This is a genomic window from Gudongella sp. DL1XJH-153 (genome assembly GCF_049310905.1).
Taxonomy (GTDB): domain Bacteria; phylum Bacillota; class Clostridia; order Tissierellales; family Tissierellaceae; genus Gudongella.
On the sequence record NZ_JBMEMN010000001.1, the window covers coordinates 214799 to 230128 of the forward strand.

General features: G+C 38.2%; 13 protein-coding genes. All 13 read right to left on the reverse strand.

What is annotated here, in order from left to right; all coding sequences use genetic code 11:
• Nucleotides 1-13 precede the first annotated feature (13 nt).
• On the reverse strand, nt 14-856 hold the full coding sequence (locus ACOEN1_RS01140) for a fumarate hydratase (RefSeq protein ID WP_422484571.1): 843 nt from the start codon (nt 854-856) through the stop codon (nt 14-16).
• Nucleotides 857-1064: 208 nt separating this feature from the next.
• Nucleotides 1065-1952 (reverse strand): fructose bisphosphate aldolase, encoded by an 888-nt coding sequence (locus ACOEN1_RS01145; protein ID WP_422484572.1) that lies wholly within the window; start codon nt 1950-1952, stop codon nt 1065-1067.
• 185 nt (nt 1953-2137) lie between these two features.
• Nucleotides 2138-2725: a HutD family protein gene (locus tag ACOEN1_RS01150; protein ID WP_422484573.1), complete on the reverse strand. Its 588-nt coding sequence runs from the start codon at nt 2723-2725 to the stop codon at nt 2138-2140.
• Between the two features lie 37 nt (nt 2726-2762).
• A complete protein-coding gene (locus ACOEN1_RS01155; protein WP_422484574.1) occupies nt 2763-3326 on the reverse strand; it encodes a cyclodeaminase/cyclohydrolase family protein in 564 nt (187 codons plus the stop codon).
• A 90-nt stretch (nt 3327-3416) separates the two neighbouring features.
• Nucleotides 3417-4316: a glutamate formimidoyltransferase gene (ftcD, locus tag ACOEN1_RS01160; protein WP_422484575.1), complete on the reverse strand. Its 900-nt coding sequence runs from the start codon at nt 4314-4316 to the stop codon at nt 3417-3419.
• Between the two features lie 57 nt (nt 4317-4373).
• A complete protein-coding gene (gltS, locus tag ACOEN1_RS01165; RefSeq protein WP_422484576.1) occupies nt 4374-5612 on the reverse strand; it encodes a sodium/glutamate symporter in 1239 nt (412 codons plus the stop codon).
• Between the two features lie 254 nt (nt 5613-5866).
• Entirely contained in the window at nt 5867-7210 is a 1344-nt protein-coding gene (locus ACOEN1_RS01170) for a sigma-54-dependent transcriptional regulator (protein WP_422484577.1), read from the reverse strand.
• Nucleotides 7200-8780, reverse strand: a complete 1581-nt coding sequence (locus tag ACOEN1_RS01175) for a transporter substrate-binding domain-containing protein (protein ID WP_422484578.1) — start codon at nt 8778-8780, stop codon at nt 7200-7202. The genes ACOEN1_RS01170 and ACOEN1_RS01175 overlap by 11 nt, the downstream gene beginning before the upstream one ends.
• 58 nt (nt 8781-8838) lie before the next feature.
• Entirely contained in the window at nt 8839-9864 is a 1026-nt protein-coding gene (locus tag ACOEN1_RS01180) for an aldo/keto reductase (protein WP_422484579.1), read from the reverse strand.
• Nucleotides 9865-9942: 78 nt separating this feature from the next.
• Nucleotides 9943-10323: a hypothetical protein gene (locus ACOEN1_RS01185; protein WP_422484580.1), complete on the reverse strand. Its 381-nt coding sequence runs from the start codon at nt 10321-10323 to the stop codon at nt 9943-9945.
• A 49-nt stretch (nt 10324-10372) separates the two neighbouring features.
• The gene (gene hutH / locus ACOEN1_RS01190) at nt 10373-11905 is read right to left on the reverse strand and encodes a histidine ammonia-lyase (RefSeq protein WP_422484581.1); all 1533 of its coding nucleotides are present in this window, start codon (nt 11903-11905) and stop codon (nt 10373-10375) included.
• Nucleotides 11906-11991: 86 nt separating this feature from the next.
• The gene (gene hutI, locus ACOEN1_RS01195; RefSeq protein WP_422484582.1) at nt 11992-13221 is read right to left on the reverse strand and encodes an imidazolonepropionase; all 1230 of its coding nucleotides are present in this window, start codon (nt 13219-13221) and stop codon (nt 11992-11994) included.
• A 184-nt stretch (nt 13222-13405) separates the two neighbouring features.
• Entirely contained in the window at nt 13406-15160 is a 1755-nt protein-coding gene (locus ACOEN1_RS01200) for a urocanate hydratase (protein ID WP_422484583.1), read from the reverse strand.
• Between the last annotated feature and the right edge of the window lie 170 nt (nt 15161-15330).

Here is a 15330-nt window from a genome sequence, read left to right on the forward strand (position 1 = left end):
CTTGTATTTTTTATCATATGGTTTCTGTTGCATGTCTACTGGAATTGCATTGTATGTTCACCGAAACAGGCAAGCTTGCTATATGGCATGGGAAAGTTTCGATATTTACATCTAATGCAGTTACCCTACCACCTAATCCCAATGGTCCAATACCTGTTTTGTTGATTTCCTCCAAAAGTTCCAGCTCTAGTTTCATTAAGTGTCCTGCCTTGTTTGCCTCACCCAAAGGTCTCTGAAGTGCCTTCTTTGATAACCAGGCAGCATGATCCATAGTTCCGCCTATTCCTACTCCAACAATCAGTGGAGGACATGCCTTGCCACCTGCTAGTTTTATTGTTTCCAATACAAACTTCTTAATACCTTCAGAACCATCAGCCGGAGTTAACATTTTTAATCTACTCATGTTTTCACTACCAGCTCCCTTAGGCATGACAACAATTTTTACCTTATCACCTTCAACGATATCCGTCCTGATAACTGCAGGAGTATTGTCACCAGTGTTTTCTCTAATGAGAGGATCCCCGACAACAGATTTCCTTAGATAACCTTCTCCATATCCTTGTCTTACTCCTTCATTTACAGCATCATTTAAATACATACCTTCCCAAACTACTCCCTGACCTATTTCCATATGCACAAACGTAATTCCTGTATCCTGACAGCAAGCTATCTGATTTTCCTTTGCGTACTCAGCATTGTGAATCAATTCATCAAGTACTTCCTTACCTAATTTTGATTCTTCCTCCTCAAAGGACTCTTTCAATTTATCGACTAATTCAATTTCTAATTCATAGCAAGCTTTCTTGCATAGATCTTTGATTATAGGTATAAGATCATCTGTTTGTATTTTCCTCATTTCCAAGCCTCCTATATGGTTACTTGTAATTATAGATAGCTACCTTCATATTATAATACTTTTTAACAAAATAAAACAGACATACCGCTCCAAGGACTAGTGGTATGTCCGTTAAACTTAATTTTTAAGCTCTATTTCTCATTTAAGAAACCCATCAATATAACCGGTGAATCACAGGTACAATTTAAATCTTCGCTTGTTCTGACTCTTAGGCAATCGATGCATCAAATATCTCAGTGATAGAATTGCTGAGCATATCATTGAATTCTTCATCACTTTGATCAACACTTAAACCCTCCACCAGCGCCCTTGAAAAGCTGGCAATCAAGCCTGGGTTGTTGTAAAGGAGTCTAACAGCTTCTTCTCTACTGTAGCCACCTGATAATGCAACTACACGCATAACTTTTGGATGTTCTATCAATTCAGTATAAAAACCAGGCTCGCTTGGTAATGAAAGTTTTAACATAACCTCCTTGCCTTCGGAAAGTGCCTCCAGGTGCTCCAAAATTTCTTTCTTGAGTATCTCTTCAGATTCTCTTTTATCCTCACTGTGAATATCAACTTCCGGTTCCAGGATTGGAACCAAGCCCTTTGCCATTATTTGATTCCCAATTTCAAATTGTTGCTGAACAATCCTCTTAATCGATTCTGGATTGGCTTTTTTAATCACCGATCTCATTTTGGTGCCAAAAATATTTTTCTCGACTGCCCGATCCAGTAACTCTCGCAGCTCTGGAATTGGTTTCATAAGCTGGACTCCATCCTTTTCATCCGCCAAACCCTTGTCAACCTTAAGAATTGGAACTACTCCCTTTTTCTCCCACAGATAATCCGCCGTAAACATGCCTTCCACCTTTCGGTCCATAGTCTGTTCAAACAGAATAGCTGCCAATATATGTTTTGAGTTAAAGCCTGGACTTGTTATGATCCTAGTTCTCATTTCATGCACCAAATCAAACATTTCTTCATCGTTGTCATACTTGTCTTCAGTTACTCCATAGCCCAAAAGTGCCTTTGGCGTACTTCCGCCACTCTGGTCAAGCGCAGCTACAAAACCCTTGCCATTCTTCATGATGTATCTTTGTTTATCATTCATAATTAGACCTCCAATGTACCGATACTCTAGTATTATCTATCTATTTCCACTTTTATATTTATACCCGTAATGTATGAATATACTCTTTTGTATGATTCCTCCATCAGAAGCACTTCCTAAATATTTTGTATAAAGAAATTCAGACTACTGAAATTTACAGTAGCCTGAATCATTAGCTGATAAAATTATTTGATTTTTTTATTATCTATTGAAAACTCAGTTAATACAATTGGTGCTCCAGCACTCCTGATTTTAATCCTTTCTTCCTGGTCAATTTCAAGAACAAGAAGTGAGAATCCTTCAATCTCCCTTATATATGCGTCAGCAAGCTCAATCATAAAGTCCTCTGTTGAAAAAAGAGTCGTAACTTCTGAAGCCTTAATATTATAGTCGTCACCATTATTTAGAATCTGCATCTTGGCAAGACTACCATTTTTTACGATAAAGTTGTAATCTCTGCAGTCTAGAGAATTCTCTGAGTATGTTTCCCAGGATCCATCAAAGTATTCCACCTCAAACTTGTCCAGCTCCCTACTGTAGAGACCCTTGTGAAAAACGCTGAGTCTTCCCTCCAAGGGAAGAATATACCTTTGATATCCACTGAAATCCGAGAATTTTGATTCAGTGCCAGTAAATGTAGCCGATGAAATTCTCCACAGGAAATCCCTCTCAGAAAAATTTGCATCCTCCGGATAGATTGTCAACTGAGTTGTTTCACCACCAGCCCATTTTGTCTTAATGAATTCTTCTTTAGTGATTATTTTTTCTTTCATATCAACACCTTGCCCTTAACTATTTATAAAAAATCTATTAGTCTATTTTAAGATCCTTAATTGCCTTGTTAAACTCATGAATCTTTGCTTCATCCTTGACTAGGGGAAGATTTGCCTCAATGTTTAGAATACATCCATTTGTTCCGTCCTTGGCCAGCTCATAACCGATTACCAAATCAGAATTGCAGTTTGGATTTGACTTTCCATCAAGCTCAATACCTATTTCATATACTCTTCTGCAAAGCTTTGCATTTTCCATCGGTGCAGTTGCTCCAACTACTCCAGCATTGGCAATAGCTTTTTTTCTCTCTTCCTTCTCTTCATCTGTCTCTTTGGGAAGCTTGAATGCATCAATTATTACACCGTATGCATTAGCATCATCTACAATACCAGTCAATAACCTGTCTCTGATATCCTCAAGCTCCTTGGCTATTTCCAACTGTCTCTCAGGTGCAATCCCGTAATCCTTCTTTGTCGAAAGCTTACAAACCATCCCAATCAATCCACAGGCCAAAGCCCCTGATAATGCTGAAGCACTTCCACCTCCAACTGTAACATCATCTGTATCCAGTATCAGTTCCATTATATCTTTGTAATCCATTTTATGCCTCCTATATATTTTTTTGTCTTAGGCCCTTTAAAAATAGGCTCGCACATGTGCGAGCCTAAAAGCCGTAAAGCTCAATGTTTCTTATTGTTCATCCAACAATCTTTTCTCTAGAATCTGATCAATACCAAAGTTCTCAATTTGCAGATAGTACTCAGCAACATCAAGAAGAGATTTCATTGGAATTGTTCCGATAACCTCACTGCCTACTACATTGACGCCATATCTCCTTGCTTCCATTTTAACCATTTCAAAAGCCTGGTATACTGAAGTCTTTTCGTAGTTAACAAGATTCATTGAAACCTGAGTCTGATTTCTTTCTTCAAGCTTAAGACCGATACCCTTAACAAATCTAAGTCCACCACCGATATGTCTAACCTTCTTAGCAATTGCATTTGCAATTTCAACATCAGGAGTGTCAAGGTTAATATTGAAAGCCACTAGAGGAACTCTTGCACCTACAGCAGTACAACCACTCTTAGCATTCATTTCCTGTGGTCCGAAGTCAGGCTTCCACTCCTCTTCCTTGATCTTGTCAAAGAATCCTTCGTACTGGCCTTTTCTTACCTTTGCAAGATTTTGTCTTTCAGGCTTTGATGCTGAATCTTCATATAGATAAACTGGTATTCCCCAGCTTCCAATTTCAGCTCCTACTTCATTTGCAACTTCCCTGCACTCGTCAATTGTAACATTTGATACCGGAGTGAATGGAATAACATCTGTAGCTCCCATTCTAGGATGAGCGCCTTCATGCTTTGACATGTCTATAAGCTCAGCAGCTTTTTTTGCAGTATTGATTGCAGCTTCCTTTATCTTTTCAGGAGAACCGATCATGGTAAGAACTGTTCTGTTGTGATCCTTGTCGGATGAATAGTCAAGAATTGTTATACCTTCAATCTTTCTGACCTCATCTATAATTTTCTCAACTAAAGCTTCGTCTCTACCCTCACTGAAATTTGGTACACATTCCATTAATTTTCTCATAACAACCTCCAATTATTTTCTAGAAGTAAAATACTCTCTACTTATAATCTAATTGATTTACATCAAGTTTTCAACAAAGGTTTTTATAAACCATATTGTTTGTGGCTGGTAAATAACATCCACAAGGAAAGCTCCAACTATTGGTACAATCATCATGGCCTTTCTACTCATTCCATATTTTTCGTTTACTGCAGTCATGTTGACTATCGCTGAAGGAGTCGCTCCAAGACCGTGACCACAAAGACCTGCACACATAACAGCTGCATCATAGTTCTTACCAAGGATTCTGAAGACTACAAAGTATGCCAGAAGTGAAACCAACAGTACCTGTGACATAACTACAATAAACACTCCACCAATCAGTCCTGACAGCTCCCAAAGCTTCAGTGTCATAAGAGCCAGTGACAAGTAGATGTTAAGGGTAACATTTCCGATTTCATCAACCAATCCAAAGTCGAATCTGTACATATGCAATTTTTCATTTATGTTTCTGACAATAACTGCTACAAACATTGCACCTACGTATGTAGGGAATCCCATGTTAATCAGATTACCGATCCAGCCTGCTATTATTGTACCAAAGGCCATGCATATAAAAATCACAGATACATTCTTCATAATATCAAGTGAGCTTAGCTTTTCTCCTGTAGCGACGTTGATATCAGTAACGGATGCATCAAATATTGAATCTTCATCAGGGGTAAGATTGTTTTTTACGATCAATCTTCTACCCAGTGGTCCACCGATTAGAACCGCAGAAATAAGACCGAATGTCGCTGCCGCAGCTCCAACAAGAGGTCCAGCCTCATAGCCCATCTCTCCAAATGTAGTACCATAGGAAAGAGCTGCTCCGTGACCGCCTATCATGGAAATGGCACTTGCCAAAAGCGCATACGGTGCCTCCAAATTCAATACCATTGAAAGTCCTATCCCCAAAGTATTCTGAAGTATTGATACAACACCGGCGATTAGCCAGTAAACAATAAGTAGTTTTCCTCCCTTTACAAGAAGCTTGTAGCTGGCTCCAAGACCAACAGTTGTAAAGAAGGCAAGCATAAATGTATTTTGGAATATGTTGTCAAAGCTAAATGAAAATGCTCCAGTCAAGTAACCTATCCAAGTGACAAACATGAATATGAATCCCCCGATAACAGGTGCAGGTATACAATACTTGTCCAAAAGAGTTACCTTGTTTTTCACGAAATACCCTAAAAGCAATAGTGACGCAGCAAAAGCCAAAGTGACCGCCGAGTTTACATTAATCGTCGTAATACCATCAATAAGTTCAAAGTTCATGACATCCTCCTAATTTTCGATTTTTATAGTAGTATGTATTCGTACAAAACGACTTCCCTCTTCCCTCCTTGTCTTTAATTAGCTAAATATTAAATAATTTCGCACTTAACTAATTGCAAGAGCCATGCCAAGTAATTTTTTAACTATATTATGTGTATATTGCTAGTTTATAGCAGAGACAGGAAAAACAAATATTGAAATTATACATAAAACAACCCTGCAAAATTTGCACGGTGCAGATTTTGCAGGGTTGTTTACAGATTGTACTCTTTTATTTTATATCTCAGCGTTCTTTCTCCTATGCCCAGACTATCGGCAGTCCACTTTCTGTTGTCCTTGTTGTTTTTAAGGGCGAACTCAATTACCTTCTTTTCAATCTCCTTCATGCTTTCACCCTTGTAGATCCTAAGGAAATCATCGCTGGCTTCATTAATGCTTGAAATGGGTTTGTGTGGGCTGATATGCAATGAATCTGAATCAATATAGTCTGAGATACTTAAAAGAACAGCCCTTTGGATGATATTCTCAAGCTCTCTGATATTGCCCTGAAAGCTGTAGTTGGTGAGTATCTCATAAGCCTCATCAGTTATCCCCCTAACATTCTTATCAAAGGATATATTGTACTTGTCAATAAAATATGGCACCAGGTACTTCAAGTCATCAATCCGTTCCCTTAAAAGCGGTGTGACGATGTTTATAACATTGATTCTGTAGTAAAGATCCTCCCTGAAATTTCCTGCTTCCACTTCCTTCTTTAGATTCCTGTTTGTAATGCAGATTATTCGAATATCGACCTGGTGGCTTGTGGCGTCACCAATTGGTCTTACTTCCTTGTCCTGTAGGAATCTTAGAAGCTTTGACTGCAATCTCAAATCCATCTCACCTATTTCATCAAGAATAAGCGTTCCCTTGTCAGCTCGTCTAATTACACCGATCTCATCCTTCTGAGCCCCAGTAAATGCGCCCTTCTTGTATCCAAAGAGCTCACTTTCCAATAGCTCGCCAGGCATGGCAGCACAGTTTATTGCTACATAAGGTTTACCAGCCCTGTTGCTGGTACCGTGAATCTTCTGTGCAATCAGTTCCTTGCCTGTTCCACTTTCACCTGTTATTAAAATTGTAGCGTTGGTATTCTTCACTCTATCAATAACTTCATTGATTTTTCTTATCTTCGGTGAGTTTCCAATGATATCCTTTCTGATGTGTCCCTGGAGATTGTTGATCTTATTCATCATATCCAGTTTTTCATCTGCAGTATTGAGCAACAGTTTAAGCTGCTCATTATCAATTGGTTTTGTTATAAAGTAATAGGCACCAGATTTTATCGCTTTGATTGAAATCTCCAAGCTTGAGTAGGCAGTCATAATTATTATTATTGCCTTTGATTCAATCTCCAGGAATTTTCCCATAAGATCTATTCCATTGTCATCCTTCAGTCTTAAATCAAGGAGAACCAGACTGATGCTTTCATCCTTGAAAACACTTAAAGCATCCTTTGAATTTCCACTTGTAAATACCTGAAAGTCATCCTCCAGTAGAAATTTCAGCGACCTTAGTATTTTAGGCTCATCATCAACAATAAGCAGTTTATTCTTCAACTATATCACCCCTTTTAACCCTCACTTTAATGCTCATTCCCAGATTTTCTCCATCGCTTTCAGCAATAATGCTTCCACCATTGTCATCGATAATCTGCTTTACAACAAACATCCCCACACCGTTTCCATACTCCTTTGTTGTGTAGAAAGGTTCGAAGATATAATGAAGATTCTCATCTTTCATACCATAGCCATTATCCTTGAATACTAGTTCAACTTCTTCTCCATCCTCCATTGCGGATATCTGAATAATTGGCTTCTCTATATCCTTTACTGCATCATTGCTGTTTAGAAGTATGTTTATTATTATCTGCTTAAACTGTGATATGTCGAATTTTACACGTAGCGACTTGTCAATATCAACCTCAATCTTTATCTTATTGATTTGGAATTTAACCAGCTTGATTGAGCTCACTATTTCTTCATACAGATTTATATTTGCAATCACTGGTCTTCTAGGCGACGCATATTCCATAAACTCCTTGATCAGCCCATCTATTCTGTCAATCTCAACAGGAATATCCTCAGATGCAGCTAGCATAAATTCACGATTATCCAGCTTGTCCCTGATCTGATTTGTATAAATTTTTATTGAAGTTAGGGGATTTCTAATCTCATGAGCAATGGATGATATTATCTGATTCATAAATTGCAACTTGTCATAATGTCTCAGCTCATATATCAGAGCCTTTTGTTCTTCAGTCTTTGCATTGATAACAGCCTTTAGCTTGTCGTTTGCACTTTTTATGATATAGATCAGAAGAACCAAAGCAGCGATTAAACCCAATGTCATTTTCCATAGAAACTCATAATCTGTCTTGGTGTTTCTTATGGGTGCCCCAAACCATTTTCTGTACAGGGAATCATACATCCCGTTTTCCTGAATCTCATTAATTCCTTCGTTTAGCTTGTTCATCAACACGGTATTATTCTTATGTACAGCAATTGAATACTTCTGTTCATTAATGGAATCCCCAACTATTTTCACAAGCTCAATTGAATTCTTCTCCTTGCACAAGTAGTTGACCGTCAGAGTATTTCCAACTAAAGCATCCACCTCGCCGTCTAGTAGACTGTCCAGAGCTTCGCCAAGGGTATCGTATTCAATTATACTTGCATTCTCTATCTCACTGATTTCTTCAAGTACTGTATCCTCCTTGTTAAGGGCTACAAGTTTTCCTGCCAGATCATTTTCATCCCTAATATCAGTATTCTCATCCAATACGAATATTGATTGTGAATTCATCAAAAGAGATTCAGAAAACAGAAATTTGTTTCGTCTTTCATCAGACTCCTTCATCCCCTGGATTATATCCGCCTTACCCTGATGGACCGAAACATATGCATTCCCCCAACTCATGGGAAGGAACTCAAACTCCATTCCGGTTACAAGACTGATCGCCTTAATAAGATCCACATTAAACCCTTTGAACTTACCGTCATCATCAAGGTATTCATAGGGAGGAAAGTCTTGGTCACCAGCTACCTTGTAGACTTGAGCATCCGCAAAGGAAGGGTGAATAAAGGTTATTACCAATACTATGCAAATCAACAATATTACTCTTTTCATAGGCAACTCCTAACAACATATTCTATTTAAAACAATTCAATCCTATCGACAATTTCATCTATACCTCTGAACTGGTCTTGATAGTTTGTTCATAGTCTTCCAGATTTCTCTTCAGCAGATTCGGCGTATCCAGACCATACGGACAGTTGTCTGAACAATGCCTGCAATCTATGCAATCCTCAATTTTTTTCATCTTGATTTGCCAAGCTTCACCGAAGAAGCCCTTGGTGGGTGCTCTTCTAATCATCAATGACATCCTTGCTGCATTAGGGATGTCAATCCCAGCCGGACAAGGCAGACAATAGCCACAACCTCTGCAAAATTCTCCTGACAGGATTTTCTTATCCATTTCAATCACGTCCAATATCTCAGGAGTCATAACAGGAGGATTTTTTACATACTCCAGAAACTCCTCCAACTCATTGATTCTTTGCACTCCCCAAATTGGCAACACGTTTCCAAAAAGTGAAAGATACGCATAAGCTGCCCTGGAATTGTTAATCAGACCACCCGCCAATGACTTCATTGCTATAAAACCAACTCCATTTTCCTTGCACATCTCAACTAACCTGATCTCATCCTCCGTTGCCAGGTAGCTAAAGGGAAACTGTAAAGTCTTATACAGACCTGATTCAATTGCTTCCATGGCTACATGCATTTTATGATTTGTTAGACCAATATGGTTAATCAGTCCTTTGTCTTTAGCCTCCAGCATCGCTTCGTATAATCCAGTACCATCACCAGGTTTCGGACAGAATGAGAGATTATGAAACTGGTATATGTCAATGTAATCGGTCTTTAATTTCTGGAGTGATTTTTCCAAGTCAGACCAGAATTCATCTGCATTACTGGCTTTGGTTTTTGTTGCAATATGTATCTTGTCCCTTACATGGGATAAAGACATGCCGATTTTCTCTTCGCTATCACTGTAAGCACGAGAGGTATCGAAAAAATTGATGCCACCTTCAAATGCGCGGATCAATATTTGTCTGGCCTGTGAGCTATCAATCCTTTGTATGGGTAAAGCTCCAAAGCCATTCTTATTAACTATAATACCAGTATTTCCAATTTTTACTGTAGTCATGATTGTCTCCTTTCATGCCTCTGTTTGTTCAACAGCTTTACAGAGATTGTATATTAAAAACTAAGCTATATGCTAATACTACAATATTATACTATCAATTGAAAACTTTTGTAAGTGTATGCCTATATAATCCATAATAGCATAAAAAAAACAGGCAAACCCAAACAGCGGTCCGCCTGTCAAATCCAAAATATCGACTGATCCCATTCTTGGATGAGAACCTTTGTGTTTTGTCATATCAATTAATTCAATTGCTTTTGATACTAATTTTTTTGTCGCCTCCAATACTTTGGTAGGCTCACCTTTATAGGTAAATACCGTTCTATCATGATCCGCATCTGGTTCTATTCCGATTACCTCTATACCTTCCACTGAAACAATTGCTTGTTTTAATTTCTCAATTAAACCAGAATCTTTCCCTTCACTCACATTAACTTCAGCCATTAAAACTTTACTCATCTCGCCCTCCTAATTATATTATTCCAAAACAAATATTCTTAAAATTTATCTATAGAAGATCTCCAGAGAGTCTTTCTACTCTTTCCAATAAAATTCCTCTTTCAATTAGCTCAAATGCAGCATCCATTTCTGGATAGAATATCACATCATTTTCCATAAAATCCACTTTCTCTCTCAAAACATTATATGCTTCCCTAGTACTGGGAGCAAAGTCATCTATATTCCTAAAATCAGCAGCTTGTCCAGCACACAGTAACTCAATACTTACAACATGTTGTGCATGGTTAACTATAGTTCTAGCGTGCCTGGCTGCAATGGTTCCCATGCTAACATGATCCTCTTGATTAGCAGATGTCGGAATTGAATCTACACTGGCTGGGTGAGCCAATACCTTGTTTTCTGAAACCAATGCTGCTGCAACATATTGAGGTATCATAAACCCATCATTAATACCACCATTTTTTACCAAAAATGCAGGCAAACCATTGGACAGTGAAGGATTAACCATTCTTTCAACTCTTCTTTCTGAAATGCTTGCTATTTCAGCAGCTAATATTCCCAATGTATCCATGGCGATTGCCATTGGCTGCCCATGAAAGTTTCCACCAGATATGCAAGCCCCATCTTCGCCTGGGAAAATCAATGGATTGTCTGTAACTGAATTTATCTCAGTTTCAACTGCTGCTTTTACATAATCAAATGCAAGTCTTGATGCACCATGAACCTGTGGGATACATCTTATACTATATGCATCTTGCATCCTTTTTTCACCTTGTCTAGTAACTGACTTTGAGCCACTTAATAGATTCCTCAAATTCTTTGCAACATCTAGTTGCCCTTTATGAGGTCTTACCATGCTGATTCTTTCATCAAATGCATCAACAATACCTTCTAGTGCTTCAACCGTCAGAGCACTTACTATATCTGCCTGCTTCAATAGTTGTTCCATGTCATAAACCGCCAATGCAGCATTTCCAGTTATTGCCTGTGTTCCATTTATTAAAGCTAGTCCTTCCTTTGCTTTAAGGGTAATTGTTTCAATCCCTGCCATAGTCATTGCTTGTTTTCCAGGCATGATTTTACCTTCATACTCGGCTTCTCCCTCACCCATCATTGGCAATACCATATGTGCTAATGGGCATAGATCACCTGAAGCTCCCACTGATCCTTTAGATCTAACTATTGGATGTACTCCCTTATTTAACATATCCACCATGCATTCGATGGTTCTCAATAATACTCCTGAGTATCCTTTACAAACCGCATTAGCTCTCAATAGTAACATGGCACGAACAATTTCAGTATCAAAAGCTTCTCCAACACCACATGCATCAGAATAAATTAGATTTTTCTGTAATAGATCAAGTTGTTCCTCAGAAATAGGTACATTCTCAAACTTCCCAAAACCAGTGTTTATACCATAAATTGCTTGTCCTGAATTTAGAGCATCTTCAACAAATTGTCTTGACTCAAGTATTTTGGGTATCTGATTTTGATCAATTTCAACTTTCGCTCCATACCTTGCAACCTTAACAACATCTTCAAGTGTTAAATCGTTTCCATTAATTGTTATTGAATTCATGTTTTAATCTCCTTTACTGATCATAATTTGGCAAAAACTCGTAAAATAAAATTGTTGTAATGCATTTTTTGGTAATCACAAGTAAGTTATTTATTATCATAAACAATACTCCCATGCTTAATTACATATGCCATCTCGTCAACACCGAACTTATATACCACATTTTTATAAGAATCTGATTTCCTAATTTGAATATCAGCAAACTTACCCTCTTCAAGTGATCCATAGTCATTTGAAACCCTAAGGGCCTTTGCCCCTCCCAAAGTAGCTGCCCTTAGCGCTTCCTTTTCTGACATGCCATGATTTCTACAAGCTAGTGTTAATGCAATATCCATGTTTTCTATCCAATTACCTGGGTTTAAGTTGGTTGCTATGGCAATTTCCAAACCAGCATCAATCATAGGCCTTGGGTTAAAGGGTCTGCTATGTTTGACAGAGAAATCTGTACCTGGTAGTAATACACCAACAACCCCTGCATCCCTTAGAAGATTTGTGTCCTTCTCTGACAAATAATTCAAATGCCCAGCATTAGCTGCTCTTAATTCTGCTGCCACCTTTGCACCACCTATAGAAGAATAACATTCTGTATGGATGCTGGGAACCATACCATAATCTCTTCCAGCACTAAGAACCCTATAACTCTCTTCAGCTGTATAATATCCGTGATCACACCAGACATCAGAAAATTGTGCAAGCTTTTCTTCCTTGATAGTTGGCATGACTTCTTTAATCATGTAATCTATATATTTTTCTTTTCCCATTTCAACATCATAGTAATGTGCACCTAAATAAGTTGAAAATATGGTTGAAGGAACTGTCTTCCTAATTCCATCCACTATTCTTAACATCCTTAGCTCGGTATCCTTATCTATACCATAGCCTGACTTAATCTCAACAGTGGTTGTACCTGACTTAAGCATTCTTTCCAATTTCAATGCAGAAGATTTGTGGAGTTCATCATCTTCTGCATTCTTTGTTGCATGCATTGAAGAATCCAGACCCACCCTTCCAACTCTCTTCTTGACTTCATCTGGTGTATTTGTCAACAACTCAACATATTCATCAACTCTGCTTCCGCCAAAGATTAGGTGAGTATGAGAGTCAACATATCCCGGCATCACCACGTAATCACTACAATCAATTATATCAAGATCATCTTCATGCAATCCTTTAATGATTTTGTTGTATTTCCCGATTTTTTTAACTCTTTCATCCTCAATCAGTATAGATTCACCATAACGAATTCCAACTAAATCCGTTGAATCATCTGCCATTGTCAGCAATTCCATGCAATCTTTTAATAATAAATAAGCCATGAAAACCTCCTCACCATATAAATTCATCTAAGTCCATACCCTGCCATTATTCTGAGTTTATCAAAAGGATATAATAGTATTCATACAAAATTAATTCTAAGTACTTACAATCAATGCTTCCTTGAATATATGGCTATATCCCTAGACAAAACGTCTAGGGATATAGCAGATTGTAAAGATTCAATTACCTGTACATTCCTTCAGGACCAAAAGTAACCTTATCAGCTGGTTGCCACCATAGAGGTACCTTAATGGAATCATCCGTATATTTTCCCTTACCATTAGCTACATCTTTTGCAGTTTGATATCCAGCTTGTGCATGTCTAACCACTCCTATCCCTGAATCGGTAGTTAGGCATACTGAAAGCCTTCTATCTGCTTCCTCTGTACCATCGGCAATCATTGTTACACCTGTATGGACTGCTTCACCCATTGAATAGTTTGCTTGGATTGCTATTAAATCACAACCGGCAGCTGCATTCAACAATGCATTCAGATAAGGCCAATCTGAGATGTAATCTCCACCATCTGGCATGTCTTCAGACTCAAATGTTGGGTTCACTATTGAACCTGAGTCTAGATTGTCTCTTGAGAAGGCTACTGTTCCCTTGATTCTGCCCTCTCTAATTGCTTGATTTATTGCTAGTCCAAATCTCTTTCTCTCTCCGAATCCCATGTAACATATTCTGGCTGGCATGCCTTCTATTGGTAAATTCTTTCTGGCAAGTCTTATCCATCTTTCAACTAAATTGTCGCCCTTGCAGATTTCCAGAGCTATGTCATCTGTGACTTTAAGGTCTTCCGGATCCCTTGATAGGCATGTCCATCTAAATGGTCCTCTACCTTCACAGAAGAGTGGTCTTATATATTCTGCAACAAAACCTCTGATTTTCATTGCTTCTTCTCTTGGGAATCCCGCATCCATACATTCTTTTCTGATAGATGTTCCATACTCAAATACTTCAACACCATCTTCCTTTAGCTTTATCATCGCTGCCAATTGTCTTTTCATAGTGTCTCTAGCAAGTTCCAAGTATTTGTTCCTATCCTCTATCCTTAGCTTATCAGCTTCTTCTGGTGTGTAACCTGAAGGTATATATGAAATTGGATCATGACAAGGACACATCTCTGAGCATATGTCAGGCCTGAAATCAGTTTCAAGTATTTTCTCATACATGTCAGCAGCATTTCCAACTATTCCTACTGAAACCGGAACTTTTCTTGCTGCATGATCCTTGACAATTTCTATAGCCTCTTCCAAAGAGTCTGCAATCAGATCAAGATAGTCCTTTTCAATTCTCTTCTGCAATATCTTTTCATTGGTATCGATTACCAAGCAAACTCCGCCATGCATTTTCATTGCCCAGGTTTGATTCGAACCCATACCTCCGGCACCTGCTGTCAGATATATTCTCCCTGCTAGATCATCATTGAATCTTTTCATGGCAATTGCCGAAAGCGTTTCAAATGTTCCTTCGATAACCCCTTGTGTGCCTATGTACTCCCATGGGGCTGCAGTATATTGTGCAAATATTGTTAGGTTCTTATCTTGTAGATCGTAGAATCTCTCCCATGTTGCCTGCATGATATTTGTGGTTGCCATCACTACAACTGGCGCTTCTTTGTGAGTCTTGAATATCGCAACTGGCATACCTGATTGAACAACCAGTGTCTCATCATCCTCCAGGTTCTTCAATGAGTCAACTATTGCCCAGTAAGACTCCCAATTCCTGGCGCATTTTCCATTTCCTCCATAAATTACAAGCAGTTCAGGAATCTCTGCATTTTCCATATTGAATTCCAACATCCTAAGGATGGTTTCTTGACGCCAGCCTTTACATCTTAAAGTATCACTGTCTTTTAGTCCTCCCCCTTGAGCCTTTACTTCATACAAGATTTCAGGATTCTCCCTGTAGTACAAGCCTTTTTCTCCATTCATTGTAACATCGCTCCTTTCAAAATTTCATTTATTAATCTTAATAAGTTATTTTGTTACTTATTGTTTGTTAAGTTAAATTATATACTGTTACCGTTAATATTGCGTTTATTTATTCTATTGATTTGATATTTTAAAAATATTTTTTAGAATATCCTAAAATTGCAAGTAAA

Coding starts and splice junctions, on each gene's coding strand:
- ACOEN1_RS01150 (WP_422484573.1), bottom strand. CDS start 2,725: ATGAAAGAAAAAATAATCACTAAAGAAGAATTCATTAAGACAAAATGG.
- ACOEN1_RS01185 (WP_422484580.1), bottom strand. CDS start 10,323: ATGAGTAAAGTTTTAATGGCTGAAGTTAATGTGAGTGAAGGGAAAGAT.
- ACOEN1_RS01180 (WP_422484579.1), bottom strand. CDS start 9,864: ATGACTACAGTAAAAATTGGAAATACTGGTATTATAGTTAATAAGAAT.
- ACOEN1_RS01140 (WP_422484571.1), bottom strand. CDS start 856: ATGAGGAAAATACAAACAGATGATCTTATACCTATAATCAAAGATCTA.
- ACOEN1_RS01145 (WP_422484572.1), bottom strand. CDS start 1,952: ATGAATGATAAACAAAGATACATCATGAAGAATGGCAAGGGTTTTGTA.
- hutI (WP_422484582.1), bottom strand. CDS start 13,221: ATGGCTTATTTATTATTAAAAGATTGCATGGAATTGCTGACAATGGCA.
- ftcD (WP_422484575.1), bottom strand. CDS start 4,316: ATGAGAAAATTAATGGAATGTGTACCAAATTTCAGTGAGGGTAGAGAC.
- ACOEN1_RS01175 (WP_422484578.1), bottom strand. CDS start 8,780: ATGAAAAGAGTAATATTGTTGATTTGCATAGTATTGGTAATAACCTTT.
- ACOEN1_RS01200 (WP_422484583.1), bottom strand. CDS start 15,160: ATGAATGGAGAAAAAGGCTTGTACTACAGGGAGAATCCTGAAATCTTG.
- gltS (WP_422484576.1), bottom strand. CDS start 5,612: ATGAACTTTGAACTTATTGATGGTATTACGACGATTAATGTAAACTCG.
- ACOEN1_RS01155 (WP_422484574.1), bottom strand. CDS start 3,326: ATGGATTACAAAGATATAATGGAACTGATACTGGATACAGATGATGTT.
- hutH (WP_422484581.1), bottom strand. CDS start 11,905: ATGAATTCAATAACAATTAATGGAAACGATTTAACACTTGAAGATGTT.